21 protein-coding genes and 1 pseudogene are annotated in these 24922 nt (G+C 60.3%); 11 read left to right on the forward strand and 11 right to left on the reverse strand.

The genetic code is table 11. The features are described 5' to 3' along the window. The 7 genes and pseudogenes from ABJF10_RS13580 to ABJF10_RS13610 all read right to left on the reverse strand — a co-directional run. A pseudogene (locus ABJF10_RS13580) lies at positions 1 to 314 on the reverse strand (hypothetical protein); the annotation flags it as partial. 63 nt (positions 315 to 377) lie between these two features. Further along, the gene (locus ABJF10_RS13585; RefSeq protein WP_348545122.1) at positions 378 to 956 is read right to left on the reverse strand and encodes a hypothetical protein; all 579 of its coding nucleotides are present in this window, start codon (positions 954 to 956) and stop codon (positions 378 to 380) included. Continuing rightward, positions 953 to 1840: a hypothetical protein gene (locus ABJF10_RS13590; RefSeq protein ID WP_348545123.1), complete on the reverse strand. Its 888-nt coding sequence runs from the start codon at positions 1838 to 1840 to the stop codon at positions 953 to 955. The genes ABJF10_RS13585 and ABJF10_RS13590 overlap by 4 nt, the downstream gene beginning before the upstream one ends. Beyond that, positions 1837 to 3957 carry a hypothetical protein gene (locus tag ABJF10_RS13595; protein ID WP_348545124.1) on the reverse strand — a complete coding sequence of 707 codons (2121 nt, stop codon included), beginning with the start codon at positions 3955 to 3957 and terminating at the stop codon, positions 1837 to 1839. Before ABJF10_RS13595 ends, ABJF10_RS13590 begins: the two co-directional genes overlap by 4 nt. Further along, positions 3923 to 4510 carry a hypothetical protein gene (locus ABJF10_RS13600; RefSeq protein WP_348545125.1) on the reverse strand — a complete coding sequence of 196 codons (588 nt, stop codon included), beginning with the start codon at positions 4508 to 4510 and terminating at the stop codon, positions 3923 to 3925. Before ABJF10_RS13600 ends, ABJF10_RS13595 begins: the two co-directional genes overlap by 35 nt. Positions 4511 to 4760: 250 nt before the next feature. Beyond that, positions 4761 to 4943, reverse strand: coding sequence for a hypothetical protein (locus ABJF10_RS13605; RefSeq protein WP_348545126.1), 183 nt, complete (start codon positions 4941 to 4943; stop codon positions 4761 to 4763). A gap of 177 nt (positions 4944 to 5120) precedes the next feature. Then, a complete protein-coding gene (locus ABJF10_RS13610; protein WP_348545127.1) occupies positions 5121 to 7226 on the reverse strand; it encodes a type IV secretion system DNA-binding domain-containing protein in 2106 nt (701 codons plus the stop codon). Between the two features lie 2194 nt (positions 7227 to 9420). Here ABJF10_RS13610 and ABJF10_RS13615 point away from each other — a divergent pair. The 8 genes from ABJF10_RS13615 to ABJF10_RS13650 all read left to right on the forward strand — a co-directional run bounded on the left by ABJF10_RS13615 (position 9421) and on the right by ABJF10_RS13650 (position 15280). Next, complete coding sequence (locus ABJF10_RS13615; RefSeq protein ID WP_348545128.1) at positions 9421 to 9900, forward strand: hypothetical protein; 480 nt, start codon at positions 9421 to 9423, stop codon at positions 9898 to 9900. A 222-nt stretch (positions 9901 to 10122) separates the two neighbouring features. After that, the gene (locus ABJF10_RS13620) at positions 10123 to 10446 is read left to right on the forward strand and encodes a hypothetical protein (RefSeq protein ID WP_348545129.1); all 324 of its coding nucleotides are present in this window, start codon (positions 10123 to 10125) and stop codon (positions 10444 to 10446) included. A 194-nt stretch (positions 10447 to 10640) separates the two neighbouring features. Continuing rightward, on the forward strand, positions 10641 to 11366 hold the full coding sequence (locus tag ABJF10_RS13625; RefSeq protein ID WP_348545130.1) for a PD-(D/E)XK nuclease family protein: 726 nt from the start codon (positions 10641 to 10643) through the stop codon (positions 11364 to 11366). Positions 11367 to 11369: 3 nt separating this feature from the next. Next, complete coding sequence (locus tag ABJF10_RS13630) at positions 11370 to 11975, forward strand: hypothetical protein (RefSeq protein WP_348545131.1); 606 nt, start codon at positions 11370 to 11372, stop codon at positions 11973 to 11975. Positions 11976 to 11986: 11 nt separating this feature from the next. Then, a complete protein-coding gene (locus ABJF10_RS13635) occupies positions 11987 to 12748 on the forward strand; it encodes a DUF3944 domain-containing protein (RefSeq protein WP_348545132.1) in 762 nt (253 codons plus the stop codon). Beyond that, complete coding sequence (locus tag ABJF10_RS13640; RefSeq protein WP_348545133.1) at positions 12745 to 13623, forward strand: hypothetical protein; 879 nt, start codon at positions 12745 to 12747, stop codon at positions 13621 to 13623. Before ABJF10_RS13635 ends, ABJF10_RS13640 begins: the two co-directional genes overlap by 4 nt. Before the next feature lie 152 nt (positions 13624 to 13775). Then, positions 13776 to 14792: an HTH domain-containing protein gene (locus tag ABJF10_RS13645; protein ID WP_348545142.1), complete on the forward strand. Its 1017-nt coding sequence runs from the start codon at positions 13776 to 13778 to the stop codon at positions 14790 to 14792. A 152-nt stretch (positions 14793 to 14944) separates the two neighbouring features. Next, positions 14945 to 15280, forward strand: a complete 336-nt coding sequence (locus ABJF10_RS13650) for a hypothetical protein (protein ID WP_348545134.1) — start codon at positions 14945 to 14947, stop codon at positions 15278 to 15280. 36 nt (positions 15281 to 15316) lie between these two features. On the opposite strand, the gene ABJF10_RS13655 is transcribed toward ABJF10_RS13650, so the two are convergent. From ABJF10_RS13655 to ABJF10_RS13670, 4 genes are all read right to left on the reverse strand, one after another. Then, positions 15317 to 16687, reverse strand: coding sequence for a deoxyguanosinetriphosphate triphosphohydrolase (locus ABJF10_RS13655; RefSeq protein WP_348545135.1), 1371 nt, complete (start codon positions 16685 to 16687; stop codon positions 15317 to 15319). 42 nt (positions 16688 to 16729) lie between these two features. Continuing rightward, positions 16730 to 20152 (reverse strand): TM0106 family RecB-like putative nuclease, encoded by a 3423-nt coding sequence (locus tag ABJF10_RS13660; protein WP_348545136.1) that lies wholly within the window; start codon positions 20150 to 20152, stop codon positions 16730 to 16732. A gap of 81 nt (positions 20153 to 20233) precedes the next feature. After that, positions 20234 to 21559 (reverse strand): VWA domain-containing protein, encoded by a 1326-nt coding sequence (locus tag ABJF10_RS13665; protein WP_348545137.1) that lies wholly within the window; start codon positions 21557 to 21559, stop codon positions 20234 to 20236. Positions 21560 to 21610: 51 nt separating this feature from the next. Next, on the reverse strand, positions 21611 to 22555 hold the full coding sequence (locus ABJF10_RS13670; RefSeq protein ID WP_348545138.1) for a WYL domain-containing transcriptional regulator: 945 nt from the start codon (positions 22553 to 22555) through the stop codon (positions 21611 to 21613). Positions 22556 to 23047: 492 nt separating this feature from the next. Here ABJF10_RS13670 and ABJF10_RS13675 point away from each other — a divergent pair, with 492 nt between their 5' ends. From ABJF10_RS13675 to ABJF10_RS13685, 3 genes are all read left to right on the forward strand, one after another. Continuing rightward, on the forward strand, positions 23048 to 24013 hold the full coding sequence (locus ABJF10_RS13675) for a hypothetical protein (RefSeq protein ID WP_348545139.1): 966 nt from the start codon (positions 23048 to 23050) through the stop codon (positions 24011 to 24013). An 8-nt stretch (positions 24014 to 24021) separates the two neighbouring features. After that, positions 24022 to 24459 (forward strand): hypothetical protein, encoded by a 438-nt coding sequence (locus ABJF10_RS13680; RefSeq protein ID WP_348545140.1) that lies wholly within the window; start codon positions 24022 to 24024, stop codon positions 24457 to 24459. After that, positions 24456 to 24922 (forward strand): hypothetical protein (locus ABJF10_RS13685; RefSeq protein WP_348545141.1); only part of this gene is annotated, 467 nt, incomplete at its 3' end. The genes ABJF10_RS13680 and ABJF10_RS13685, both read left to right, overlap by 4 nt.

Below are 24922 nucleotides of genomic sequence, written 5' to 3' on the forward strand. Positions count from 1 at the left end.
TGGAAAGTTCCCGGCGGCACGGCGTCACCGTGGAAGGTTCCCGGCGGCACGGCGTCGCCGTGGAAGGTTCCCGGCGGCACGGCGTCACCGTGGAAAGTTCCCGGTGGCACGGCGTCACCGTGGAACGTCCCCGGCGGCACGGCGTCGCCGTGGAAGGTTCCCGGCGGCACGGCGTCGCCGTGGAAAGTTCCCGGTGGCACTGCGTCGCCGTGGAAAGTCCCCGGCGGCACAGCGTCGCCGTGGAAAGTTCCCGGCGGGACGACCTCGTGGTTGGAGTTGGTAGTCGGTTTGCAGTTGGTGGATTTGGTTTTCATCACACCCTTCACAAGACGCCCGCGGAACGGGATTCCGGCAAACCGCCCGAAATTTTCGTTTTTTTATTCCGTCGCTTTTTGCTCGACCGCCTCACTCGATAGTCCCGTTTTGTCTCCGGCGAAGTAGAGCTTTTCGAGCGCGTCCCATCCTGCGACCTCCGCCACGCTCTTCACGCGGGCGGTCCCTTCCGGGTAGGGAGCGATGGCGTCTCCTTCATGCGAAATTCCCGTGGCGCGCTCGGTGAGTGCCTGCGTCAGACCTTCGTGCCATGCACTGCCCGTGGCCTGAGCGGCTTCGCGGTCAGCCGCTTGGTGCAGCCGCTCGTGATAGACGATTTCGGGCACTGAACTCACCTCGGCGGTTGAGACATGCGGGGCTTCGGATGGTTCGGTGGCCCAGCCGAGCGTGCCCTCCTTGGGTTGCTCACCAAATCGTTCATCAAAGTGAGTGCGAAACTCTTCGTCCGTCTCGAATACCGTCGGATGAGCGCGCATCTCGGCGAGACGATCCGGCGGGATGAGTTCGCCGTAGCGTTTCTCGATGTCCTGGATGGCGGCTTCGTCCGCATCGCCGAACATCGTGCGGATCTCGGGCAGCGGCGCCTCGCGGGTTTCGTCCTGGCTCGCCTTCGTTTCGTTCATGGCCTGGACGAATTTGATGTGGAAGGAGGCAAATTGTTGGTGGCTCGCTGCCGCCACTCAGCGACAATCCTTCGCAGAGCGGTTTCGTCAGGCGGGGTCCAACCGACGAATTTAGAATAGCGCCAAGCGATTGGAGACGGCTCGCTTAAATCCAGACCAGGGTAAGCCATCAAAATTTCGTGGCCTCTCATCCGGCCACCAAGGGCGATCTCAGTTGGTTTGAGCAGCGTATTCCAGAACTCCGACGTCAAGTAATGGACAAATTCGACCGACCCTTTGTGTTTGTCAGGGTGAAAAGCCTTCGCCGCGATCTTACGAATGCGCTTTTGAAAGAGTGCGAGTTCAGGAAGGAAATTGTTCGGATTTGGCATCAGCAGTTCGACCTCGGAAAGGCGAAGTCCCGCATCCCGAAGAAATTCTCGAAACACGATCAGCAAAGGCATGAATAAATCCTTTTCGGCGCGCACCATTATGCCCTGGACCGCCAGTCGATCGAGATACGCCTCCACTGCTGTAGAGCCGGATGAAGCGATAATAGAGCATTTCAGCGCATCAGTTAGATCGCCTGTGTTTCCGTTCGGCGCAGTGAGGATGAACGTGTGGCGGCTGCGCACGTTCGGAGTCAGGGCAATGTGTGTTCCCTGTTCGTTGGCCCACAGCGAGCCGAAGCGGATTCCAACCTCAGTCAGGTGCCGACCTGCGCCGTCGAGCAGTGGCTTGAATTGTCGATCGCATTTGGTGCTGCATGTGAGATTGAGGCGGCTTCCTGTTCTCCTGCATCCGGGGCACAGGAGCCCAGAGTTGAGCAAGGCATCATTCGTGATCAGAAGCGGATGATGTTTGTCACTACAGGTCAGCCAGAGAGGAGTGGTGGCTGTCGTCATGATTGAGCAGTTTGGCGGAATGGATTTGGAACGCGCAGCAACGCTGCGCTCGTGCAGCCTGCGGAGTAGGCCACGGCTTCACCCGGCTGGAGGCTGACAAGCGTGTTGCGTTGCGCTTCGTCGAGCCCCATCGAGCCGCCGAGCAAATCGCGGTCATCGTTTGCCGGCAGACGGTGGGCGATCTTGAGATTGGTATTCTTGATGACGTCGAGTGCCAGCTTTGCCGGAATTTGTTCGGCCATCATGAAGCCCGCGCCAAAGGCACGCAGCTCGGCGAGCATCCGGCAGAACATGGCCACAGCGCGTCCGCGCGGATTCGCGATTTCACGGTCGGGCGATTCGCCGACGGCGGACAGGAGACAATGACTTTCCTCGATGAGCGTGACGTGACGGAGGCGTGCGCCGTTTGGGCCAAGGCCGCGCCAATGATGGCCGAGGCGCAGCAGCAGCGCACCCAGCACGAGCGCCTTGTCGTCTTCGTCAGCCAGGCCGTCGAGTTCGATGATGGTCGGCCGCGAGACAAGCTCCGCGGCGGACAGGTCTCCGCCTTGCGCAAAAACCGAACCGCGCGTGTCGAAGGCGAGGCTGGCGAGTCGCAGCGTCAGGCCGGCGCGGATGTTTGCCGCCACCTCGCCGGTGTAGCCGAAGACTTGCACCACGCGATCCACCGCAGCCGCTACGTCGCGGAAGGTTGGCACCCGCTGGCGGCCGTCTTCGCCTGCGAGAAACGCGACGCGCAGCGCCTCGCGGAGCACGTTTGGCATCGGCGCTGGTAGAGCGAAAGCGGACGCCAGCACCGTGTAGAGGCCATCGAGATGTTCGCCGAGAGGAACACCTGCGGAAATTGCGAGCGGGTGAAGATGCAACGGCATGGCGGGCAAACGGCCAGCCGCAGCGCGTCGAGTCGCGTCGGGCGCAACCGCGAGCACACGCAGATCGGGGATTCGCTGGGCCAGCATCTCTGCATAGCCGGGGTTCATCCCCGGCTCGATGACGAGAAATGGGATGCCATGCTCAAGGCAGATCTGGAGCAGTAGCCCCGCGCAGGTCGTGGACTTGCCGCTGCCGGTTGTTCCGCCGACGAAGACGTGCCGGCAAAACTCATCACGACCGACATTAAACCAAGTGTCCGTCCGCTGAGCACCGTCGAGAATCGTGCCGACCGCGACTGTCTCGGTCTGCGTGCTCTCCGGCGGTGCGATGGAAAAGCGCGGGCGCTCGCGCACGATGTAGCCAGGGGCATCTTCCGATGGCGGGCGCGTGAGTGCGGCCAGCTCTGCCGAACTGAGACAGGTAACAGGAAACGTCCCCCTCGGGTCATTCCAAACTCGGAATGGCTGCGGCGCGGCATCGGGCCGTGCAAACGCCCCGTGTAATGCGTCCGTGCCCGAAGCCAGCGCATCCGCGCTCTCTGCGAACAGTCGCGCCCGCACGACCCATCCGCCTTGCGCGGCCATTTTCTCGCGATACTCGCGCGTGGCTTGAAGCGATTCGATGTAAGTTTTCGCCGCGGGGTTGTTCTCCGCCTCGATGGTGCCGGGCCGCATGAACTCGGACCGGACTTCCCGCTCTTCGCGGGCCAGCCACGCGATTTGGCGTTCGAGATCGTCCTCGGCGCACGGCTCAGCAGCCACCAGCCACGCCCAGCTCCGTCCGCGCAGCGTCCGAACGAGCCGATCCAATCCAGCGCGCGAGTTTGTCGCCGGGCAACCCGACATCGCCGTCTGACAGGTCAACCCGCGCAGTGCGTTCCCGATTACGTCGGGAGCCGGGTGTTGGTGGATTTCAGAACGCGGCCACGCGCTGTTGAGTCTTGCCGCCGCAGCGGTGTGGTCACCACCGAGACCATAAAGAACCTCCACCTGTCCGGCGGCCCCACGAACAATGAACATCCATCGCCCGCCGGTGGCGCGCATCCCTTGCGCGAGAACCTCGGCCTTGCGGGCGAAGTCCGTGGGATTGCCCGCATCACTCGTAAGCATTTTCAGCCGGAAGAGCGAAAGGCCGGCGAGTCCCGAGGTGGCCGAGGCCATGGCGGGAGGATCACCTTGGAGGCGGCTCAAGGCGTTGCCGAGGCCGACTTCAATAGCGGAGGGTAGCGGAGTCCAGGTTGGCATTGAGTGTATGGAGAAAAGAGTGCGAAGCGGCGAGCAACCACGCGCCGCCGATGAACAACACCACGAGCGTGACTCCCAGCGCGATGGGCCACGGAAACCGCCGCACCTCCACCCACGAAAGCGCGGTGTGATTGAAAGCGCGCTGCACGAAAAGCACGCCACCGCGCCATGTCCCGTAGCAGGCCAGCCGATCGCCAGCGCCGATGTTGCCGCGGTCGAGCACGCCCTTCATTCGCGCCACGACCTCGCTTTCGTCCGGCTGGCGCAAACGAAAGTATCGCACGGGCACCTGTTCAGCGTCGCGGTGATGCGATCCCCGCATCACCGCGAAAAAGCGGAGGGCGGAGATAAGATTGGAAGGCGCGAACCAGAAAACGAACCACACGCAAGCGGCGATGACGAGCAAAGCGGAAAATCCGCCGACGGTGACGAGCACCGTCCACCCGATCGCAAACGGCGCGGCCACGAGCATCAGCATCCAAAGCGCACGGGTCAGTGCCCGGCATGGATCGAAATCCGGCGTTTCGTGGAACGGGGCTTCAACGACCAGCACACGGCCATCGGCAGTGGGCGCCGGAAGGTTTGGGGTCGGTGCGCGCAGAATCGTCCCGGGGCTATTCGAGCGTTGCGGAGCAGGCTGCCACGGCCTGCGGGCAGCCAGCTCCGCGCGCGGAGGTCGTGCGACGGTGCGCGGCGCTTGTGGGACGGGCAGTAAAGCGCCGCATCCGGGACAATCCGACCGGCGTGGTGGCTGGGTCTGCACCAAGATGCCGCAGGTGTGGCAGCGTAGATTCATCGTTCGATCAACGCCTCCGGCTGCGCGCCTTCTTCCCGGCTTCGTAGCCATGCTTGTAGGCCCGCCGCTCGTTGATCTCGCGATCGGAAAAGCCGCCGAAGGCACCTTTGAAGAATCCGTCGTGCGGCGGACTAAAGTTGCCGTTCAGTCCATCGCGATGACCAAGATCATACCATTGATCCAGTGTCATGGCTGGAGGTGAGGACGGATCCTGTTGATTGGGACTGAGATGAAAGTAACTTCGCGCAGGCTGCCGCTGATCCTCTGTCGTCCCCGGCCCCCCAACCTCGCCTGCGCGGTTGTCAGTTTTTGAAAAATGTTTTGCGTCATGCCTTTGACAAGCCGCCGGGTTTTGGGTTTTCCGCGTTCACGATGAAGATTGCGGAGATTTTTTCACTTCGGGGCCGGTTGGAGTTCGCCGGGCACGAATCTCCTTTTGGACGGCGGCTACCGAACGGGTGAATCGCCCCTGCCGCCGCCGAACTTCGATCGCGATTCTTTCCTGAGTCGGGGCCTCTGGAGGCAGCGTCCTGAAAACCAACGGCTCCAACGGCCCGTGAGCGGTGAGAATGCGGCCGACGGCGTGAAAATTCGGCAAACGTTGAAGCGCGAATTCATCGAACAATGGCCGCGTGTAGAGTTCCATGCTGCGGGCGTCCATCGGGCCGAGACGAAAGAATGCGAGAGTGCCGACGTTGCCGAGCAACGCTTGCAGCAGGTCGTGCCGGCCGTGGCCGGCGAGCTGGGCGAGGTTCTGATTGGCGAGCGTGAGTCGCAGACCAAACTTGCGCGCCTCGGCGAGCATGGTGGCGAGCGTGTTGGTGAGAAAATTCTGCGTTTCGTCCACGTAAACGGAGAAAGGCGTGCGTCGGCTGGGCGGCAATGTTGCGCGCTCCATGCCGGCGGCAAAAATGCGGCCCAGCAGCAGCATCCCGAGCAACCGCGCCTCGGCGTCCCCGATGAGGCCCTTCGCGAGGTTCACGAGAAAAATGCTCCGTTTGGAAAGCATCCGCCGGAAATCGAGGGTCGAGCGCGCCTGGCCGATGATCGGGCGCAACACGCTGCTGTGCGTGAAGACGTTCAGTTTGCTGGTAATGTACGGCGCGATGTTGCTCAGCGACGATTCGCCACCAGCCTTTTCGGCCTGGTTTGTCCAGAAGCTCGCCACAAGCGGATCGCGGCAACGGGCTTTGAGACGCTCGCGAAAGGCGCGATCCTCAAACACGAGCGGGAGTTCGGTGAGAGTCGCGTCAGGGCCTCCGCCTTCCATCAAGAGGAGCACCGCGTTCCGAAAGTAGGTCTGGAACATCGGCCCGCCGCACTCGCGCATATCCCAAAGCTGATCGAAGATCCCAAAAAGCTCGTTCACCACGAAATTGCGCTGCAATTCGCGAAGCGGCCCGCTGGTCACTTCGAGAAAGTTCAATCCAGGCACGCGCGCGCCGCGCCCTGGTTCGAGCAACACCACGTCCTTCACGCGCTTGCGCGGAATTGATGCGAGAACTTGCTCGAACAAATCGCCGTGCGGATCAATCAGCGCGACACCTTCGCCCGCCTCGATGTCCTGGCGAATGAGGCGAAGCAGCAGACTGCTCTTCCCCGTCCCCGTCGCCCCCACCGTCCAGATGTGGCGGTCGCGAGCCTCCCACGGCAGACGGAGTGGATGCGTGATGCCCTGGCACTCGACTTCACCGATCTGCATTCCGCTCTCCGGCAGGCGCGGCAGCGCGCGATTGTAGCTGCGCGGCTGGCGAAGCGACGCCAACAGCACTTCGACGGGGAAGAGACGCGGGAGCGGTTTCCCCACATGGAAGCAGGAAGAAAGATCCAGCGATTCCGGGTGCAGCGGTTCGTCCGCCCCGAGAATTTCCACGTCCTGACCGAAAACTTCTCCACCGAAAAGCTGGAGAAAGGATTCCGGCAAGGGTTCCGCGGACGACAAGACGCAATCGAGTTGCCAACCGCGAGGCACCCGCATCCATTCTTCCATCCAGGCGGCAACGACTTGATCCGCGGGTGCCGACGACGACGTGAGGCGGCGCATCGCCGCGCGCAGCCCACTGCTTTGCCGCTCCGACAATTCGATGCGCAGCATGCCGACACGCGCCGAAACCGTGCTCTGTGTCGATTGGAGTAGCGCGCCGATGGACGAGAACGCCGGTGCGCGACGCACGATTGAGCTTGGGAGGTGGATATTCACCGCTGATTGCGGCTCAGCGACAGCGTGGAAGCCGATATGGGTATTTTGTGCGACTTCGAGCTGAACCGCCCGGGGACGCAGCCGCACCGAGTTTCTCCATGATTCACAAACCGGCTGTGTCGGCTCGAAACTGAAACAGCTACCTGCGGCTGCGAGCGCGCTGCTCAACGTCGCGGCAAGTGACGCACCGTCCGCACCGACCGATCCTTCGAGCATCCATTCGATCTCTCCAGTCGTCGTCCGATGATGTCCAAAGACAATGCGCCGGCCCATGGGGAGCGCGGTCGCGACAGCGTGGACAAGCCGCGGCCCCATGCGCGTGTATTCGTGCCTCTCTACGGCCTCTGGCAGAGGCAAGACTCCTCTCAGTCCAAACGAAAAGTGGTGGCTGGGTTCCTTTTCGTGATCCTCCGCCGGGAGAGCTGGATGTTCGTGGAGCGTGCAGGACTTGGAATACATGGGCAGGAGCACCAAGTCGCCGAAGGGCGCGCATTCCGTCTTACCTGGATATTTCGCTCGGAAAGCCGGAAACGCCGACGTCCGGCACCTTGAACGTAGGGATGAACCATCCATGCCTCGCAGCGCTAGCCTTCGAGCCGGAACTCACCGCGTTAATCATCCTAGCAGGTCTGGCGGCGGTATTCTTCCACCGCGTGCCCACTCCGTTGAAATGGTTGCTCGGGTTCTTCCTCCTCGTTTGCTTGTTTCCCGGTGACCCGATAGCCGGCGCTCTCGGTCAAACCGTCGCCAGCCTTCTTGGGCCGCTTTTAGCCTTGGGTATGGTCGTCATGGGACTGCGGATGATCGTCGGCGCGGGGCACCCGCACTGTTCCCGCTGCGGGTCTCGCTCCTCCGAGTGCCGGTGCCGCACCCGTTGGTAGGCACCTTCGCAGTAAGGCGGATGCCGAATCCAATTCTTGCCTGAGCCGAGGAGTGCCAAATGCGCTTCGATCGGTCAGGGAGCGGGTATCTCGGGCATGAAAGCCACCACCCCGCAAACTTCCTCTTTGAGGACAGCATCTGAAGCACCACATTTTAGTGGATCCGCCGAACGTGTATTAACCCCCATTAACACACGCTGGATTGATAGCCATGTCTCCAGTTTTCGGGAGTGGCTTGATGAGACGGGAGCAAGCATAGTAACGAGCAGGAACTACACGAGAGCAATCTATCGGTGGACTGCAGTTCTGATGGAAAAACCAAACATGCGACCGTCAGAGGTCTGGCTGAAGTGGGATGCTTCGCGCCCCATGAAAAGACTTACGGGCTACGCCTGCCGCCGATGGGTGGAGTTTTGTGGCGCCGTTCTTGACGAGACCGTTGATATGGGGACTCCAACCCGGCTCCCCGCTGCGTCGCGACCATCTCCTCGACCAATCAGCGACCAAGAGTTCCGTCGCCTTCTCATCGCAGCCAAGCAGATCTTGCCGGCGGAAACATCCTATACTTTCCGCGTATGGCTTCACTTTCTGGAACAGACCGGGGTTCGGCGCAGCGAATCGAACATCGACTGGGATTCAATTGACTGGCGGGCTGGCTCAGTCGTCGTGCATGGCAAGACGGGAGAGCGCCAATTGCCATTGGGAAGAAGTGCCGCGTTTCTCGCTTGGCTTCGACGCCGCAACCCCCAATATCCGTGGGCGGGAGCCCGCCGTCAGCGGGTAAGTGCGGATACGCTGTACAATGTCTTCAAGCGAGTCGCGTCACATGCTGGATTGGCTTCACTCCGACCTCACCTGCTACGGCATCGTCGTCTCACTGCTTTGTGCCGGTCGAGCCTTGGCGTCAACCAACTCCTGGTTCTTTCGTTCGCAGGATCCGCCCATGTTTCGAGTCTTGCTCCCTATTACCTCGTGTCCCTCGACGAAAAGGCTGGTCTGCTCGAAGCGTCGCAAACTCGCTAGATTAGAGGTTCTGAGGGCACCGCGGGTTGCGCTTGCCGCATCTACCCGCGCACGTCCTTCGTTTCGCCGATTTTGGGGTCGAAGTGCGGCAGTTTCTCTCGGATCCGCGGCGCTCAATCGATGAACGGGGAATGGGGAATCCGCGTAAGCGGCCCGCCTACTGAAAATCAGAGAGTTTATCGGAACGACAAATCTACTCCGGTGGCGTAGGTTGGAGAATGCAATTCTCGTTTTACATCGCGAGTCGGAGGCGTTCCGCATTCAACTCTTCGGGCTTGTTTGGGCGGAAGGAAACAAACTGACTGCTTCACTGCGGGAAATTGCCGGCACTGCCACCTACGACACAGACGCCTCCGCCCCGCAGGAATCGTCGCTGCCCGCCCGTTCCTTACCTTCGCAGCCGACGCGACGGATGCCCGAACGCCAGACCCGGACGACCCTTGCGCGGACGCGCAATCGCGGAGACAAAGAGGGAGCGGAGGTTCACCTGCCCGTCCTTGGCCTCAAACTCAGCTTTTTGGGGGAGGGGCTCTGAAGTGGAAGCAGGCGCGCCCATAATTCTCGTGTTGCCGCGCGAGCAGATAGAGACCCTCAATCTCGATCCGTTTTTGGATACTTACGGACTGAATGCTTTGCCCAGAGGAGCGAAACTAGGAGCGCTTATGGGGCGTTTCAACTTCACGGTGGAAGGCTACAGCGGTGACCCTCGCGACATCTACGCAAACCCGAAAGTGCGAGCGTTTTACCGGAAACTGGCGATGGATTGGCCCTACTGGCTGTATTTTTGTGATCTAAGGACGGACTGTTTGTTGGCGATGACGCTATGCTGCCTCAATAGAGTATCCGGTGTTAAAAAGCAGGGTGAACGAACCACCTTGGTAATGTACACCAACATGGAGGTGGGGCGTTTCGTCTATGGCAGACTCCTCCATATGAATGGGATGTTCGATTGGGCGCATGCACCAGAAATGGCGATCTACCAACGCACGAAGGCGGTCATGGATTACTTCAAGCTGCCCTTTGACCAGCCTCCGCCCGGATAGCCAATTCCGAGCTGTGTTTTGACAGTCAGGTCACACAAGCATTGGGTCCTGAGGATGCACCAGCGACGGGACTGGGGTCAACCCAATCGACGAACACGGCCACGCTGAGATTCAGGTTTTTTCCAACTAAGCATTGAAACGCGATGTCCCTAATGGTTTTCGTATAATAGCTGCAACGGCTCCCCTTATGATTCGATAAGTCATGATAGTATCTCCGATACTATGATGACCACCCAAACGCTGATGCAACGCCTCGAAAAGCTCCCGAATCTCCCGGTGGTAATCCGCATGGACGGATTTACGCTGGAGCGTGATCCGCGCGACGGATTTTTCTCCGATGATCCGGTTCACGAGGAATGTCTCAGTAGTCGCCGCGCGCTCATGCCCGAGGACATCGCTGCTGTTTGGATCTCCGAAACCGGTCAGGTGACGCTCGAAATCACGGCCCGCGTTTTGGTCACGGTCGAGAGTCAGGATGTAGCCACAGCCTCAGCGTCGCTCATGTCCGCTGCCGACGTGGCTCCCGCGCCGAAATACCGGCGGTGAGATTGGAAAATTTGAGGTTCCAACGGTGAGACTGCCCCGGCGTCAGACCGTATTTGTCCTACCTGCTTGGTAAAATGGCACAATGACATCATTCTCAAACACGTCGCCGCGCGCCACCCCTCGATATTTCACGATGCCGAGAATTGCAGTACGCATTGCTGTTCTGAGGCCGATGTGACACGACAGGTGGCGTCATGAACCCGAAAATGTCTCAGCGCGGGGAGATTGGATGGTGGTTCGCGGACTACCGTGAGTTTCGGCAGGGGCTTGGCGCCGCCGGCTTCGCAAGTTTCGAGCGGGAGTTCCAGCGACTCACCGTCGAGTTGCAGCCTTTGCGTGTGACGGCAGCTCAGCGGGTCGCCGCCAGCGCGCCGGACTTCAATGTCTTCCGCATTCTCCGGCTCCAACGGAAAGAACTCATCACCCACTCGCCGTTTCTGGCAAATCTCCTTAACCCCGCCGGGACGCACGCTCAAGGCGACCTGTTTCTACGGCTTTTTCTTGAACGCCTTGCTCTAAAGCAAGCGCGACTGCCCGCCTCGATCGTCGGCGGGAGGTGGTTCGTGCGTCAGGAGCAGGTCACCGACTCCGGAAATCTCGACATTCATCTCTGGAGCCATCCGCTGCGCTGCGAGATTGTGATCGAGAACAAAATCGGCGCCGCCGATCAGGACGATCAATTGTCGCGGTATTGGGACCACATGCAGGCGCAGCAGGCGCAGTTCGATTTTCAGCACCTCGTCTATTTAACGCCGCAATCGCGTGTGCCGGTGGCAAAGGGCAAACCTCTTCCTCCCTACATCAACCTCACCTACCGCGAAGATATTTGCGCCCTCCTGCGCGACGCGCTCCCGATCATCCACTCGCCACGTCTCCAGTATTCCCTCGAACAATACCTTGAGATCACCACCACCTCCTGAGCCATGTCACAGATCTTTGACCGCCAAATCCTCGACTATCTTGCCCGCAAGGAAAACCTCTCGCTCGCCCTTGAAATCGGCAATTATGCTGTCCAGCTCCGGCGTGAACTATTCGAGAAGTTCTGGACGCGCGTGCAGGACGCCATCAACGACACACGGCCCAATGGACGAGGTGCAGACGAGTTCGTTTTTAGAAAGTCAGGCGCGATGAACGGAGAATATGCCTGGCTCGGTGCGATCCCCAAGGCCGCCGCCGCACGAGATCAGCACCTTGCGTTCACGGTGGAGCACGAAAACTTCGCCGATCATTACGATCTCTACGTGGGGCTTCGCTGGGCGCGGGGTGTGCCGGCGAGCGATCCGCGCTACGAACGGGCGCCGCTCCGTAAATTGAAGGAGCGTCTCGTGGCTGATCGTTGGGAGTTTTGGGCTCCCGCATACGTTTGCGGTCGCTACGTCCAGCAATTCCCGTCACCGGAAAATTTCCTCTGCGTGTTCGCCGATGATCCCGCGGGCGTGCTCGAACCGCTGGCCACCGCCTTCTGGGATATGGTTCGCGACACTGAAGCCGACGTAGCCGCGATCAACAAGGTGGTCGTCCCAAACTGATTTCCACGGACATGTTTTCACTCCGCTACCGCGACGACGCTGGCCTCGCATTTCTCCAATTCTGCGCCCACGCGGATTTGAAGGATCTCGCAGACATTCTGATGACGGAAAAAGGCGAGAAACGCCTCACGGAGCAGCTCTCAGCCGAGCCTCACTTCACCGGCAACAAGCACGATCTAACCAAAGCGTGGCAAATCATCGCGGCGGAGCTTCAACGCTTTGGCGGCGACACCGTTGTCTCGGTGTTCCGAGGCGGACAGGGAGTGATTTATTGGGAGATTCTCAAGGACGTGTGCAAGCATCTGAAAGTCGAGATTCGTGATGGTGAAGAGCTTTCGGTGGTCGAGAGCCGGGTGCTGATCAAGGTGCTCGAATCTTCCTTGGAAAAAATGACTGAGGAACAGCGCGCCGAGTTCGTGAAGTCCGCGGCAGGAATGTTTGCGGACGGGAAGTTCAATCCGGCGAGCGCGACACCGGCAGCAATCCTCGCGGCCTTGCAGGCGAGCATTGCGATGGGGGGCTTCGCAGCTTTTCAAGTTGCGGCCATTGCGGCGAATGCCGTCTCGAACTTTGTTCTCGGTCGCGGGCTGAGTCTTGTGGCGAACGCCGGCCTGATGCGGTTCCTCGGTCTGATCGGCGGCCCGATTGGCATCGCCATTTCCGGGATTCTCGCGGTACCGATGCTTAGCGGCCCGGCATTTCGCGTCACCGTACCGGCCGTCATCTACGTTGCCTATCTGCGGCAGAAGCAAATGAATGGCGATCAACTGTGACCTCCGCCGATCTCTTCACCATCGATTGGAGCAAGGTTCCGCAGGAGATCGCGGACGCCCTTGCTTCCGGGAAGGCGCGCATCATCGATGGCGTCGCGCGCGACTCGAAGTCTTACGAAATCTTGAAACACATCCCGTTTCGGACTGTGACCCTCAGTCAGACCGGGGATCTCGCGCAGGTCGCGCACCAGGTGCAATCGCTCACCAACGTGGTGCAGCAGTCCACCGCCGTGCTCCAGACGGCCATCGCGCTCTCCACCGCCGTCACCGTGGGCGCCGTCGTGCTCAGCACGGCGTACCTCGCCAGCAAACTGCGCGAATTGGAATCGAAGATCGAACGCCTTGAAGGCGAATTGCGCGGGCAGAACCTCCTATTCTACGCCAGCAAGGCTTCATCGTATTTCGCAGCCGTCGAAGCCACGCGCGAACTCATCGCCAGCCCCGAGCTAGTCGCGGAGAATCGCGATCTGATCGCCCACTCACTGTCGCGACTTGCCGGCCAGCGGCACGAAACGATGGCCTTTCTGGGTAATCTCTGCCGGCTCTTCGATCACCTCAGCCCGGCACATCAGGCCCTCGCGCTCGACTTCTTTCACGCCACGCTCGATTTCGTGCCGAAGGCCGTGCTCGTCGAGAGCCAGGCGGCCTACCGGCTTGAACGCTTCAGGCTTGGCGACCACCTGCGCCAGTCCGCCCGGACGGCTTACGATGCGTGTCTCACCGATTACAAGGCGTGGGCGAATGCGCTGCTGAAAAACGTCACCCGCGCCGCGCCAGGAACGGGCGACGCGAGCGCGCTCATTGCCCGGCTCGGTGAGGCCAAACGGCTCATCGCCTGCGAGCAAAATCAGATCCTGCTCGGCACTTCGATCTGATCGAATACCCTGCTCGGCGTAGGACCGCGGTTGTCCGACGTGAAGCGGTAGGTTTTGCGTCGTCGCCCCGTTCCTCCCATGCAAAGCTAAACAGACGCCTGAATGAGGAAATCACTCTCCATGCAATTGAAGCAAGACGTGCCGTGCGGCCAATGAGCGCTCTATCTGCTGCCGAGCGCGTTCTCCGTGAAGAGGGATCCGCAATGAAATGTCGTGAGATTTGTCGCCTCGCCTTGGATCGCAAGTATTGGCAGTCCAACGGGAAGACGCCTTGGGCGACCATGGGTGCGCAGCTTTACTCTCATATCCGCACGCGCGGGGCCGCCGCTCGTTTTGTGCAACAAGGGCCGGAGACGTTCGCGCTGAATGGGATGCCTGCACGGAGCCCGAAGGGATCCGCGCCGCGGAAACCGAAACTCGAAGGGCAGAAGAAGTTGTCCTTCACGCAGGCCGCCGAGAAAATTCTGTCCGAGCGCACGAAGAAAGAGCCGATGCACTATCGCGAGATCACGCAAATCGCGCTCAGTCTCGGACTACTGGACACCAAGGGCCAAACTCCCGAGGCGACAATGTATGCGCAGATTCTCACAGAGATCCGACGCTATCGCGCGCGCGGCGAGCAGCCGCGATTCGTGCAGCACGGTAGAGGCTTGGTCAGTCTGAGCGCGTGGATGGGTCACGGCCTCACCTTCGACATCGAGCAGCATAACAAGAAAGTTCGCGGCAGACTGCTCCAGGGCTTGATCAAGATGAAGGCTGAAGAGTTTGAGCATTTCATCTCCGAGCTTTTAGCAAAAATTGGCTTTGAGGAGCTAAAGGTAACGCAATTTTCCGGTGATCGCGGCATCGACGTGCGGGGGACTTTGGCCGTTGGTGAATCGATCCGATTGAAGATGGCCGTGCAGGTCAAGAAGTGGGCGACACGAAATGTGCGAAGCCCCGACGTTCGAGATGTTCGCGGCAGCCTGGGCGCCCACGAGCGAGGACTCATCATCACGACGAGTAATTTCGGCAAAGGCGCGCGCGAGGAGGCCACACGCGCGGACGCGGTCCCAATCGCGCTCATGAACGGGGAGCAACTCGTAGTGCTCATGGTTCAACACGAGGTAATGGTTCGGCGACAAAGCCATGACATCCTCGAAATCGAGGAAGAGACGCCGAGCGTTTGACACGATGTGAATCAAAAGCTGCAAAAATGGCCGCGAAGTTTGGGAAATGCGGGCGCTGACAACTTGGAGCCGCCCGATTTACTGGCCTTCGATCAGCTCTTGGTTTTACGATTTCGCCCATGGCTAGATTTTTTGCCCTCCGCCAAGGCGACGTGACCGCCAACCTGTCCGAAGTGTCTTTGCGGCCCGACGAGGGCTTTCAGGAAGACAACACGTGGCATGTTGCCGAGGCGACGATTTCGGCCGATTCCGACACCAAACTCAGAGACGGCCCGGCCACAATTTTATACGGCGGGATACAATTCCCGGTCACTGTGGCCGTGCTCGAATTTGAGACGCTGCCCGGCGAGGAGGATGAGGAGCCCGAGGCGGACGAGCCCGCCTGCACCATTGAAATTGGTTACGCCGAGGGCTTACCCAAGCTCGCGCTGGCCCTTGGCCTCCTTGAGCATCTCACCCAGAAGCAGCAGCGGGCGATTCTAGGTTAGGAACGCCGACGGGATCTGACGGACTTGGGACCAAAGTTAAGGCAAAGAGATTCCCGAAATGTGCCTGAAGAGATCGAGCGCGAATGAGTCGGTCATTCCACATACGTAGTCGGTAATACCCAGCAACCGAGGATAGGGATCAATCAGCGGCAGTTCACCGGGGCCAAGGAATTCTCGGGGAATCAGGTCGCAAAGCTTTTTGCATTCCTTTGGCGCATTCTTCGAGGATCCGGTTTTCTCGATCGCGGCGGCGACCTCGGAGACCGCGCCGAAAAATGCTTCCAGCAAACCACCGATCACCGTGAATCCTGCGGCTTCAACACGCAGCACACGTTGGTTCTTGTAGATCTCCGTTACTTGAATCTCTTTGATTTTCTCAAACGCAGAATGGCAGGCCGTCTTCGACATCAAGTCGTCTCTGAACTCGCCGTTCATTATCTTGGGAAGTTCTTCAATGAAGACTCGCGCTGCTTCGTCGATTGCATTGCTGATGGCAATGGAGCGCAACACGTTAATCTTGTCGCGCTTTGAAGCCTCCTTAGCAACCCGCTGCAAATTCTTATCCCTATCACCGATGACAGCGAGGTATTCCACTGCTGTATCCAAGTCGATCAGCCCCTGTTGAAAGCCATCCTCGAAATCAACGATACGGTAACAAATATCGTCCGCTGCCTCGACTAAATAGGCCAGTGGATGCCGGCACCAACCCCCGCGATCACCGCCGATGGAAAGAAGCCCAAGTTGGTGCGCCAGCTCATCGAAGCGACCTTGTTCGGATTGGAAAAAACCGAACTTCTTGACGTTTACATCCTTTGAGTCCGGTTCGCTTTCCAGCCGAACTTGGACCGGATACTTGGAAAACGCTCCCAGAGTTGCCGCGGTGAGCTGCATTCCGCCCTCTTCTTTATACATCTGGAGACGCGTGAGGATGCGGAAGCCCTGAGCATTGCCCTCGAATCGCTCAAAGTCTGCCCGCTGCCGCGGCGTCATTGACTCACAATGAGTCTCAACGCTTTTCGATTTTTTGAACCAGGTCTGGATCGCGTCTTCCCCTGAATGACCAAACGGAGGGTTTCCGATGTCGTGAGCCAGAGCGGCGGCAGACACGATCATTCCCACCTCCAGCGGATGAATGTCCTCGGGAAGTCCTTTATCTTTTAGATAAACGCCGACCATACCTCCAAGGGACTTGGCGACGGTCGCCGCCTCCATGCTGTGGGTCAGCCGAGTCCGAACGTAGTCACTGGATGAAAGTGGAAAGACCTGAGTTTTATCCTGCAAGCGACGAAACGCGGAGCTGAAGGTGATCCGGTCGTAGTCAGTCTGCCAAGGTAGCCGATGGGCTTGTCGCTTCATCGGATTTGCCCGGGCCATTCGGTGATCGGACAGCAGTTGGGGCCAGTTCATTGACGACATATTCTTGGAGGTGGAAGATTTTCCGCAGCGTCCTTATGGCACGGCGGAGATGGCCGCCAGCTTGCAGAGCAGATTGATCAGGCGCATTTCCTCCAGCGAACCGACGGTGGCGCCGGCGATGCGGGGATCGGCGACGACCACGGCCAGGCATTTGGCGCGGGAGACGGCGACATTGATGCGGTTGCGATCGAGGATGAAGGCGAGGCCGCGGGAGCCGTATTCGCCGTAGCTGGAGCAGAGCGAGAGGATGCAGACCGGGGCTTCGAGTCCTTGAAATTTGTCCACGCTCCCGACGCGGGCGTCGGTGGGAAGCGCGGCCTGAAGAGCGCGGACTTGGGCGTTGTAAGGGGCGATGAACAGGAAGTCCTCCAAGGCGAGCGGCTTCGTCGTCCCATCCTTGGCGGTGTAGGGACGGCCGAGCAGCTCGTGATAGATGGCCTTCACGCGCTCGACCTCCTCGTCACTCCGCTGGATGTTGCCATCGTGCTCGATGCCGCTGAAGACGATGCCGCTTTCGCGGGTGATGAATCCGTTGGCGTTCGGCGGGATCACGATCTTTTGCCGGGCGCAGTCGGCATGGGAACCGAGGCGCCCTTCGTAAATGCTCCCGGAGATGAAGCGGCAAACCGACGGGTGCATCCGCCGCGTTTCGCCGAGGAAAAGACCGTAGTCGGCGGGCACGACGGCGTGCAGCACCGGCGCATCCGGCCGACTGGCGGCGGTGTCCTTGAGCGCGTATTGCAGCGCGGAAAGTCCGGCATCGCCGGGATGCGAGCCTTGAATAGGCTGTTCGAGCTGCATCTGGTCGCCGAGGAGCACGAGATTCCGCGCGCACCGGGACATCGCCACGGCATTGGCCAACGAGACCTGCCCGGCTTCATCGATGAACAGGAAATCGAGCACGCCTTCCCACTCGGGCCGGGTGAAGAGCCACGCGGTTCCGCCGACGATGCCTCCATTGTAAGCACCACGCCCGGCAGTGTTGTCCGCGATGTGCCGCAGGCCGGGATTGGTGGAAAATAGCGGATCTCCGGCATCACCACCGACCTTGATGCCCCGGACATCGCCGCCGATTTCGCGCGCTGCTGCGCCGCACGCGGCGAGAAGATTGACCACCGCCTTGTGGCTGTTGGACGCGACGCCAACTGATCGACCGGCGGCGAGGAGCGAGGCGATGACCCGTGAAGCTGTGTAGGTCTTCCCGGTGCCCGGCGGCCCCTGCACCACGAGGCATCCGCCGGACATCGCGCCGGTCACGCGGATGCCGGCCTGCGTTGACGTCTCACCGACATTTTGGAGCTGCGTCGCGGGAGGCACCCGATTCAAAAGCGCGGCGACTGGTGCGTGGAGGTTGCCTGACAAGTGCCGGGCGGCGACTTCGGTCAGCGCGGTCTGAATCGACCCGGATGAGACATACTCGTCCGGGAGGAGCGACCCATATTGAGGGAAAGCTCCTCCGAATTTCTCGTCCAATCCTCTCTTGCTGATCTTGAGCGAAAGCTCACCCGCGGATGCATGCAACGCGGACAAGGAAACCTTCTCCAGATTGTAGGTGAACATTACGCGCGACCTGTCTCCGGCGGTTAGCTTGCACTCCTGCGCGGGATCGAATCGGAATTTCTGAATGAGCGATTGCCTGTCGACCGAGGGAAAGCCGACAGCGTGCACGCCCTCGATGCAGCCGGCGTCGTCGCGGAGAACGTCCGGTGTCGCCACGGCGCGGTCGAACATCCGCCACCACATGGGTTTTTCTTCACGGCGGTGAAAGTCGATCAGATCCGCGAGCACCACCGAGACGGCGTCGCCCTGCTGACGAAGGTTTTCCGCTGTCTTCAGCCGGGCGACGATCTCGGGCGACAATACCGGTGGCGCCGATGGGGCCGCGGTCGAAACGGCATGCGCCGCCGCGATCCCTTTTTCTCCGGCGGCTTTCCGAAGCCACTGCAACAGCTCGGCCGTGGATTTGCAGTCGTCCTCGTTGTAGTCGCGGATGCCCTTGAGGATGCCGCTCGTTCTCCAATCCCGCGGCTGCTTGCTCTCGATCCATCGGGCGTATTGGACGATAGACTCAGCGGCTGTGGCTACGTCGGTGGCGCGCTTCGGCCGGTAAAGGCGTTCGACCGTCTTGATGGAATAGCTGCCCTCGCCGACGCGCAGGCCGTGGCTGACGATTTGGTAGAGATCGACGAACACCTCATTTCGGAGGAGCTGATCCACCTCATCCTGGCGGGTGTCGTGGCGGGTGCTCAACCGCCGCACCGCGCTGACCTCGTAGGCGGCGTAATGGTAAATGTGCATTCCGGGCGCGCTCTGCCAGCGCCGGTACACCCAGTCCACGAAGCCCTCGAAGGCGCGCTTTTCTCCGTCACGGTCGTGCGCCCACCAGTCGTGGAAATCGAATGAGTCGGGCTGCCCGTTCCTCGTGCTGGCGCCGAAGAGGTATTCCAGCCCGCCCGCCACCAACGGGTAGCCTTCCATGTCGAAGAAGACATCCGCGGGATGATCCGGCGGCAGAGCGGCGAGCCCCACGGGCTCACCATTCGCGCCGATGTGTGGCAGAATCTCGTAACACGGCGGGGCATCAGGTTTCGCGATCCGCTCCGCACGCGTCTGGCACTGGACCCGGGCCTGGGCGACGAGTTTTTCCAGCGACTCGCTCGCGAGTTTGGGGATGGATTTTCCCGAGGCGGCGGCGAGGTGGGCCATGGTGGCAATGCCAGCGCCTTTGAGCTTTTTAATCTGACCAACGCTGATCCCGGCGACCTGCACGAGGTGGTCTGCTCCCGTGAAGAACTTTTCAGCATGGGACGCCCAGCGGCCGTGGTCCGCACGTGGAAGCGGCTCCGGGCGATCGGCCATATTCCCGGTGAAGCCATCCTGCATGGCGAGGAAGCTCGCCTTGATCCGGCAGTAGTAGTGGAGGAAGTCCTCCACGCGGAACTCCACCTTTTCCTTGGTGCCGAGGATGATCCCAAATGTTTCCGGCATCGGCGTGCCCACCACCGCGGCGAGCATTTCTGAATAGCAGCAGAGCTGAACGGCGTAATACGGCTTGGGCGAGCGCGCGAGTTTCGTATCCCACACCTGATACCGCCCCGCCGCGTCGAGCGTGAGAAAATCGGCGAAGCCAGCAAAACGCCCACTTTCCAGCGCCGCTTGGTAGATGATGGGAGCCTTCGCGTTGAGGGCTGAGACCGTCTGCGTCCGAGCCACTTCGGGATCGGTCTTTGGAATCTCGACCAAACCCGCCACCGCAGTCTTCAGTTCCCCCAGCACCGTTTGTTCATGTTCGTCGCCGGTCGCAGCGATGAGCTTTTGGTCCTGGGTCGCTTCGTCCGGCGTGACCGCATCGGGATTCTCCAAGCGGTAGCGATCCATCCACGACGCGAATGGCGACGCGAGGTAGGTGATGAGATCGCTTGGCGAAAAGACGAGTTGGCCGGAGCGCCTTTTCATCGGCGGTGACGATCGGGCAGGCGAGTGGAGACGATCATGCATTGTCTCCGGGCAGGACTAAAAGCCCCGCCCATCCACGGGTCACGTTGCAGGGTCTTCATCCTCGGGCTTTTTGATCGGTGGCTCGTCGCCGAATTGGCTCTCGTAATAGGAACTGGTCTTCCGCGACCGGGTGGAAAACGAGCGGCTCATCTTCCGGGCACGCGATCCCCACTGCTCGCTCGCGGCCTCAAATTCGGCGAGGTTCTCCAGCGCCTTCTTGATGCTGTCCGCGCAGCCGTAGCGGGCGAGTCGTTCCCTCAACTCCTTCAACCGGCGGCGCACGGCATCCACATCACCGCGGTCGCGCTCGGCGATGGCCTCGGCAATCGCCCGCCCGACTTCCTGCGCGGCCACCCATTCGACGACCTGCTCGTTGATCCGCACGTCGGCGGCGTTTTGCACGGCGGACAGACGAATGGTGCGCTGCTCCGTTCGGGAGGTAATTCCCGCTTCGGTGATCTCGTCGTAGGCGAGTTCCACGTCGAGCAGCGCCTCACCCTCGATCGATGCGGCCGGCGTGCCGTCAGCGAGGGGCGGGATCGGAAGAACTTCGAGCGCGAGTACAAGAACGCGCTGCTCCTCACTGACCAGATCGCCCACCATGATTTCGACGCCTCCCTCCGGAAGAGCGACGATCGGGTAGTCGCTGAGCAGAGCGAGGCCGCTGCAATAGTGGAGCTTCCGCACCCGCACGCGCAAATTCTGCGCGCTGAGCGCGAGGAGCGATTCAAGTTCCTGGCGGAAGATGCCGGGAAATTTCTCCGGCGACGCGGCATCGTGCATGGCACCGGAGGCAGCCTTCGCGAGTTGATCCAGCAGGTCCTCGTTGTAGCCGTCGCCAAAGCCGAGGCAACTGGTGCGGATGCGCTCCTTCTCCAGACCGCTGCCGACAATTTGCCGGACCTGCGCCGGTTCGATGATGCCTTGATTCAGATGCCCGTCCGTGAGCAGCAGGAGCTTCCGCGGAACATCAGCCGGTGCCTTTGCCACTTCGTCGCGCCCGAGCATCCAGCCAGCCGTAAGATTCGTGGAGCCTTCGTCGCGAATGTCGGCGATGGCCGCCTGGAGGCGCGCTTTGTCGGTGGCGACTTGGAGCGGAATGACGGTGCGCGCAGAATCGGAGAAGACAACGAGCCCGAAGCGGTCGTCTTCTCGCAGATTCTTGAGCACCATGGCCGCTGCCGATTTGGCGTATTCGAGAGGCTTACCGGCCATCGACCCGCTGTTGTCGATCACCAGCCCGAACGCGAAAGGTGTCTGGCGAGCGGATGCCTGCTTTTCTGCCCGGAACACCAACGCGAGATGCACCGCTTCCGCGCGTCCAGAGAGCACCGTTTCGTAATCGAGATGACAATCGGTTTTCATATCCTCGAACGATAGCACGCGCGGGGGGACATCCGCGGTCCTACCCCAGAATCATTTTGCGTAGCGCCTCCCCAAGGTCTCCGCCACTTCCCGGATTCGTCGAATCATTGCTGCCGGCTCAAGGACGGAAGCGTGCTCGCCCCAACTCAGAATCCAGCGCTCAACCTCCTCCAGACTTCCGAGCGTCATGCTCAGTTCGATTTCGCCGTCGGCGAGTCGCTTAATCTTTTGCGTCGGGTGCCACTGGCGCTCGCTGACGAGCCGGGCCGCGAACGCATCGAAGTGGATGAGCACGCGATGCCGGGCCTTTCCTCTGAAAACCCCAAAACTGTCGCTCAAGTGCTGCGTGATCGAAAAATCGGCCGGGCGCCGGAATCCGCTCCGCGTGTCCCGCAACTTGCGCATCCGGGGCAGGGCAAATGTCCGAATCTGCCTGCGGACCAAATCGAAGCCGAACAGATACCACTGATTTTCCACACACCCGAGATGGTAAGGCTGGACCCGCCGTGTTTCGTGTCTGGAGCTGCCGAGCTTTTTGTATTCAAACTCCACTTCGTGCGAGTCGAGGACCGCCCGGCTGACCGTCTCGAAAAGTTCAAGGTCTGCGACACTCGTGCCGATCCCGCGGAACGAAATCGCCGAATCCACGTCGCCCCACTGGAACCCTATGCGGTCCTTGAGTCCTTCGGTGATTTTCCCGAACGCGGTTCGCAAAGGCTTCTCAAACGATGTGCCCCGATACTGCTCAAGAGCCTTTTGGGCCACGAAGAGCGCGACGATTTCACCCTCTGAAACCTCCACACTGGGAAAATGGGTGACCGTCTCGGTGTAGATGAAGCCGAAGTGAAGCTGATCGTATTCGATCGGCAATCCAAGGCGGTCGCGCATGAAGTCGATGTCCCGCTGGATGGTTTTCGTGGATACCTCCAGTTCGTCAGCCAGTTTCCGGCAGTTTGGGAAATCGCCGGCAATGAGCCGTTGGTGCAGTCGCATCATCCGCTCCAAAGGGGGACGCGAGAACTGAGTGGACTGGGAGATGCGGACGGCAGATTTCAGACGCGCCATGTAGGAACTGTGAATGGTGCATTCGTCCGCGGACAAGGAAATTCCCGAAGGGTCAGACAGCCTTTGTCCACCGAGCTATGTTGAAATGCGTGCGTGGTTGGAAAACCGGCTCGGGATGTGGAGGATGGGCAAGTGGGGGGAGTGCCCCGAGCCGGTCTTTCCTGTGGGAGGCGACCTTCAGCATCTCCTACGTGCTCGGACGCATGGTCGCGGTGACTTCCCGTCGCTGGACCTGAAGTGAATTCTGGTTTCAAGGCGAAGCACTCGCAACAGACCAAAATCGGGCGGACAGGAGTTCGAGGAACGTATTCACGCGCCGAGTTTATTTGCTGGTTGATAGAGAGGCTGCATTTTCGCCCCTGCCGAGACGAGGTGGTGACTCACTCCCAAAGCTGATGGCTGAGGGCTTTCGGTATCTCGCGTATGATAAACCATACGCCTACCGCGGCTCAGCGGCTTCATGATCGCGACATCACATGGCAAACGCTGCTCGCGGCAAACGCGCATCTGCATTGGACGCCGCGAATGGTGGATACCGCGCTGAACCTATTCCCGGGCACCACCGACGTCGCTGCGCTCGCCGACTCCGCGGGTTTTCATGCGGCCTGCAAGGAAACCAACAAGCTTTTCCGCTATCCGATCGAATCCTGGGAACCGCCGCTGGCCCGCCTCGCGCTCAGCGACACGCGGCTTTCCGGACTTTACGTCGATCGCCAAGTCCGTGCGGCGCTCGCCGATCTGAAGGTGGATCCAAACAGTCTGCGCCAGTTGTTGCCCGATGTCGCAGGCATGGTTCTTACGTTCTGGGCCGAACTCGCGCCGGGCTATGAGGTCGGCACGATCATCGGCGACGATGTCGTGACTTGGGGTTACGAGGCTTACCTTGCGCGGCGCCTTACGCCGATGGTGGCGCATGGCGTTGCCCGCGGTCTGCGTTGGTCCTGGTCCACGCGTCCCATCATTGATGAAGACCGCGAAAAAATCGCTGCAAAGCGGCCGGTGGATCGATGGGAAGGCCACCTGCGTTGTGCCCTCACGGAGGCTCTTGATTCGCTCATTACTGACGAAAGTTTGTATAACGCCTACTTCGCGCTCGCGTTTAGCGAAGAGCCGATGGGTGAAGTTGCGATCAACCTCGGGATGACTTATCACCTTCTTCACTCGCGTTTGATTCAGCCCTTGTGCGTGCGAATCGCACGAGCCGCAGATGAAGCGATGAATGGGCATGTCCGGATCTGCACCGAGCTTCGCGCGGCTTTGGCGGAGGTCTTCCCGCTCGATGCATTTGTCGCTCGCTACCACAGCCAGGTCATGCCCGAGCCTGCGAACCAGATCCTGCCGAAAGAAAATGCCACTCCGCGTTCAAATTCGGAGAAAGACTCCCAATAGCCTTACCTATGAACCGCGTAATACCAAATCTCGATGCATCGGAAATCGCCCAAATCAAAACCATTGAGCAGGCGAAGAGCTACTATTACCGCGTTCAGCGACAGTACTTTCATGGCGTGCCTGGCGTCGGTGTGGCCGGCGACACGTTCACCCGCCTGAGCCCGCTGCTTGAGCGTTTCCGAGCCGCGGCACCGGAGGAAGCTGTAAACCTTTGGGTCTTGCCCAAAGGAGACGGCGCGTTGCTCATCGCGACTCATCTCCATCAACCTTCGCCGGGACGCGCCTTAATGAACTATCTCGCCGGACAGCCGCTCGACGATCTTGGCCAGCGCTTCGCGGCGCGGTGGAAAATGATCGCAGAATACTACACCGCCCTGCGCTGTCTGTATGTGCTGAGCGAGGCCCCGGAACTGCAGTTGGAGCTGCCCGAAACCACCGAGCGATGATGATCGAAACGGATTGTTACGCGTCCGGTTGGCATCTGCACGACGACGCTGAGCGCGAGCATTTTCGCCGACAGGTGATGGCTTACCTGGCGCGGCTTCGTCAGCGTTTTTCCCAGCTCGCGGATGATGCTGGTGGAGACGGCATCCGCATTGAGTCGCTTGGCAGCGCCTACCTTCAAACGCATGCTGAATTTCGGGTGCGGTTTTGGCTGGTCGAGACGGTGATCGACCTCGCCCGCCGAAAAAGTTTTCCGCCTGCCGGGGCCGTCGAGCGAATCATGCAGGCGACGGATCTTGCCAGGTGCCTGCTCTCGCCAAAATCGGCCGCGATTCGCGATCAGCTTTGTGCAGCACGGAAATCGCTCGCTCAGGCTTTGCCTGGTCACGTTCACGAGATCGTCATCGCGTATGATCCTGCGGAACCGACTCTAAGCAGTGATGACGAGTTCGCATGGTGGCGCAT

Source organism: Chthoniobacter sp., assembly GCF_040003245.1.
Lineage (GTDB): Bacteria > Verrucomicrobiota > Verrucomicrobiia > Chthoniobacterales > Chthoniobacteraceae > Chthoniobacter.

Bases quoted from the DNA above. Each gene is read 5' to 3' on its own strand.
- ABJF10_RS13585 (WP_348545122.1), bottom strand. From the start codon at position 956: ATGAACGAAACGAAGGCGAGCCAGGACGAAACCCGCGAGGCGCCGCTG.
- ABJF10_RS13590 (WP_348545123.1), bottom strand. From the start codon at position 1,840: ATGACGACAGCCACCACTCCTCTCTGGCTGACCTGTAGTGACAAACAT.
- ABJF10_RS13595 (WP_348545124.1), bottom strand. From the start codon at position 3,957: ATGCCAACCTGGACTCCGCTACCCTCCGCTATTGAAGTCGGCCTCGGC.
- ABJF10_RS13605 (WP_348545126.1), bottom strand. From the start codon at position 4,943: ATGACACTGGATCAATGGTATGATCTTGGTCATCGCGATGGACTGAAC.
- ABJF10_RS13610 (WP_348545127.1), bottom strand. From the start codon at position 7,226: ATGGGCCGGCGCATTGTCTTTGGACATCATCGGACGACGACTGGAGAG.
- ABJF10_RS13620 (WP_348545129.1), top strand. From the start codon at position 10,123: ATGATGACCACCCAAACGCTGATGCAACGCCTCGAAAAGCTCCCGAAT.
- ABJF10_RS13625 (WP_348545130.1), top strand. From the start codon at position 10,641: ATGAACCCGAAAATGTCTCAGCGCGGGGAGATTGGATGGTGGTTCGCG.
- ABJF10_RS13630 (WP_348545131.1), top strand. From the start codon at position 11,370: ATGTCACAGATCTTTGACCGCCAAATCCTCGACTATCTTGCCCGCAAG.
- ABJF10_RS13635 (WP_348545132.1), top strand. From the start codon at position 11,987: ATGTTTTCACTCCGCTACCGCGACGACGCTGGCCTCGCATTTCTCCAA.
- ABJF10_RS13645 (WP_348545142.1), top strand. From the start codon at position 13,776: ATGAGCGCTCTATCTGCTGCCGAGCGCGTTCTCCGTGAAGAGGGATCC.
- ABJF10_RS13655 (WP_348545135.1), bottom strand. From the start codon at position 16,687: ATGAACTGGCCCCAACTGCTGTCCGATCACCGAATGGCCCGGGCAAAT.
- ABJF10_RS13660 (WP_348545136.1), bottom strand. From the start codon at position 20,152: ATGAAAAGGCGCTCCGGCCAACTCGTCTTTTCGCCAAGCGATCTCATC.
- ABJF10_RS13665 (WP_348545137.1), bottom strand. From the start codon at position 21,559: ATGAAAACCGATTGTCATCTCGATTACGAAACGGTGCTCTCTGGACGC.
- ABJF10_RS13670 (WP_348545138.1), bottom strand. From the start codon at position 22,555: ATGATGCGACTGCACCAACGGCTCATTGCCGGCGATTTCCCAAACTGC.
- ABJF10_RS13675 (WP_348545139.1), top strand. From the start codon at position 23,048: ATGATAAACCATACGCCTACCGCGGCTCAGCGGCTTCATGATCGCGAC.
- ABJF10_RS13680 (WP_348545140.1), top strand. From the start codon at position 24,022: ATGAACCGCGTAATACCAAATCTCGATGCATCGGAAATCGCCCAAATC.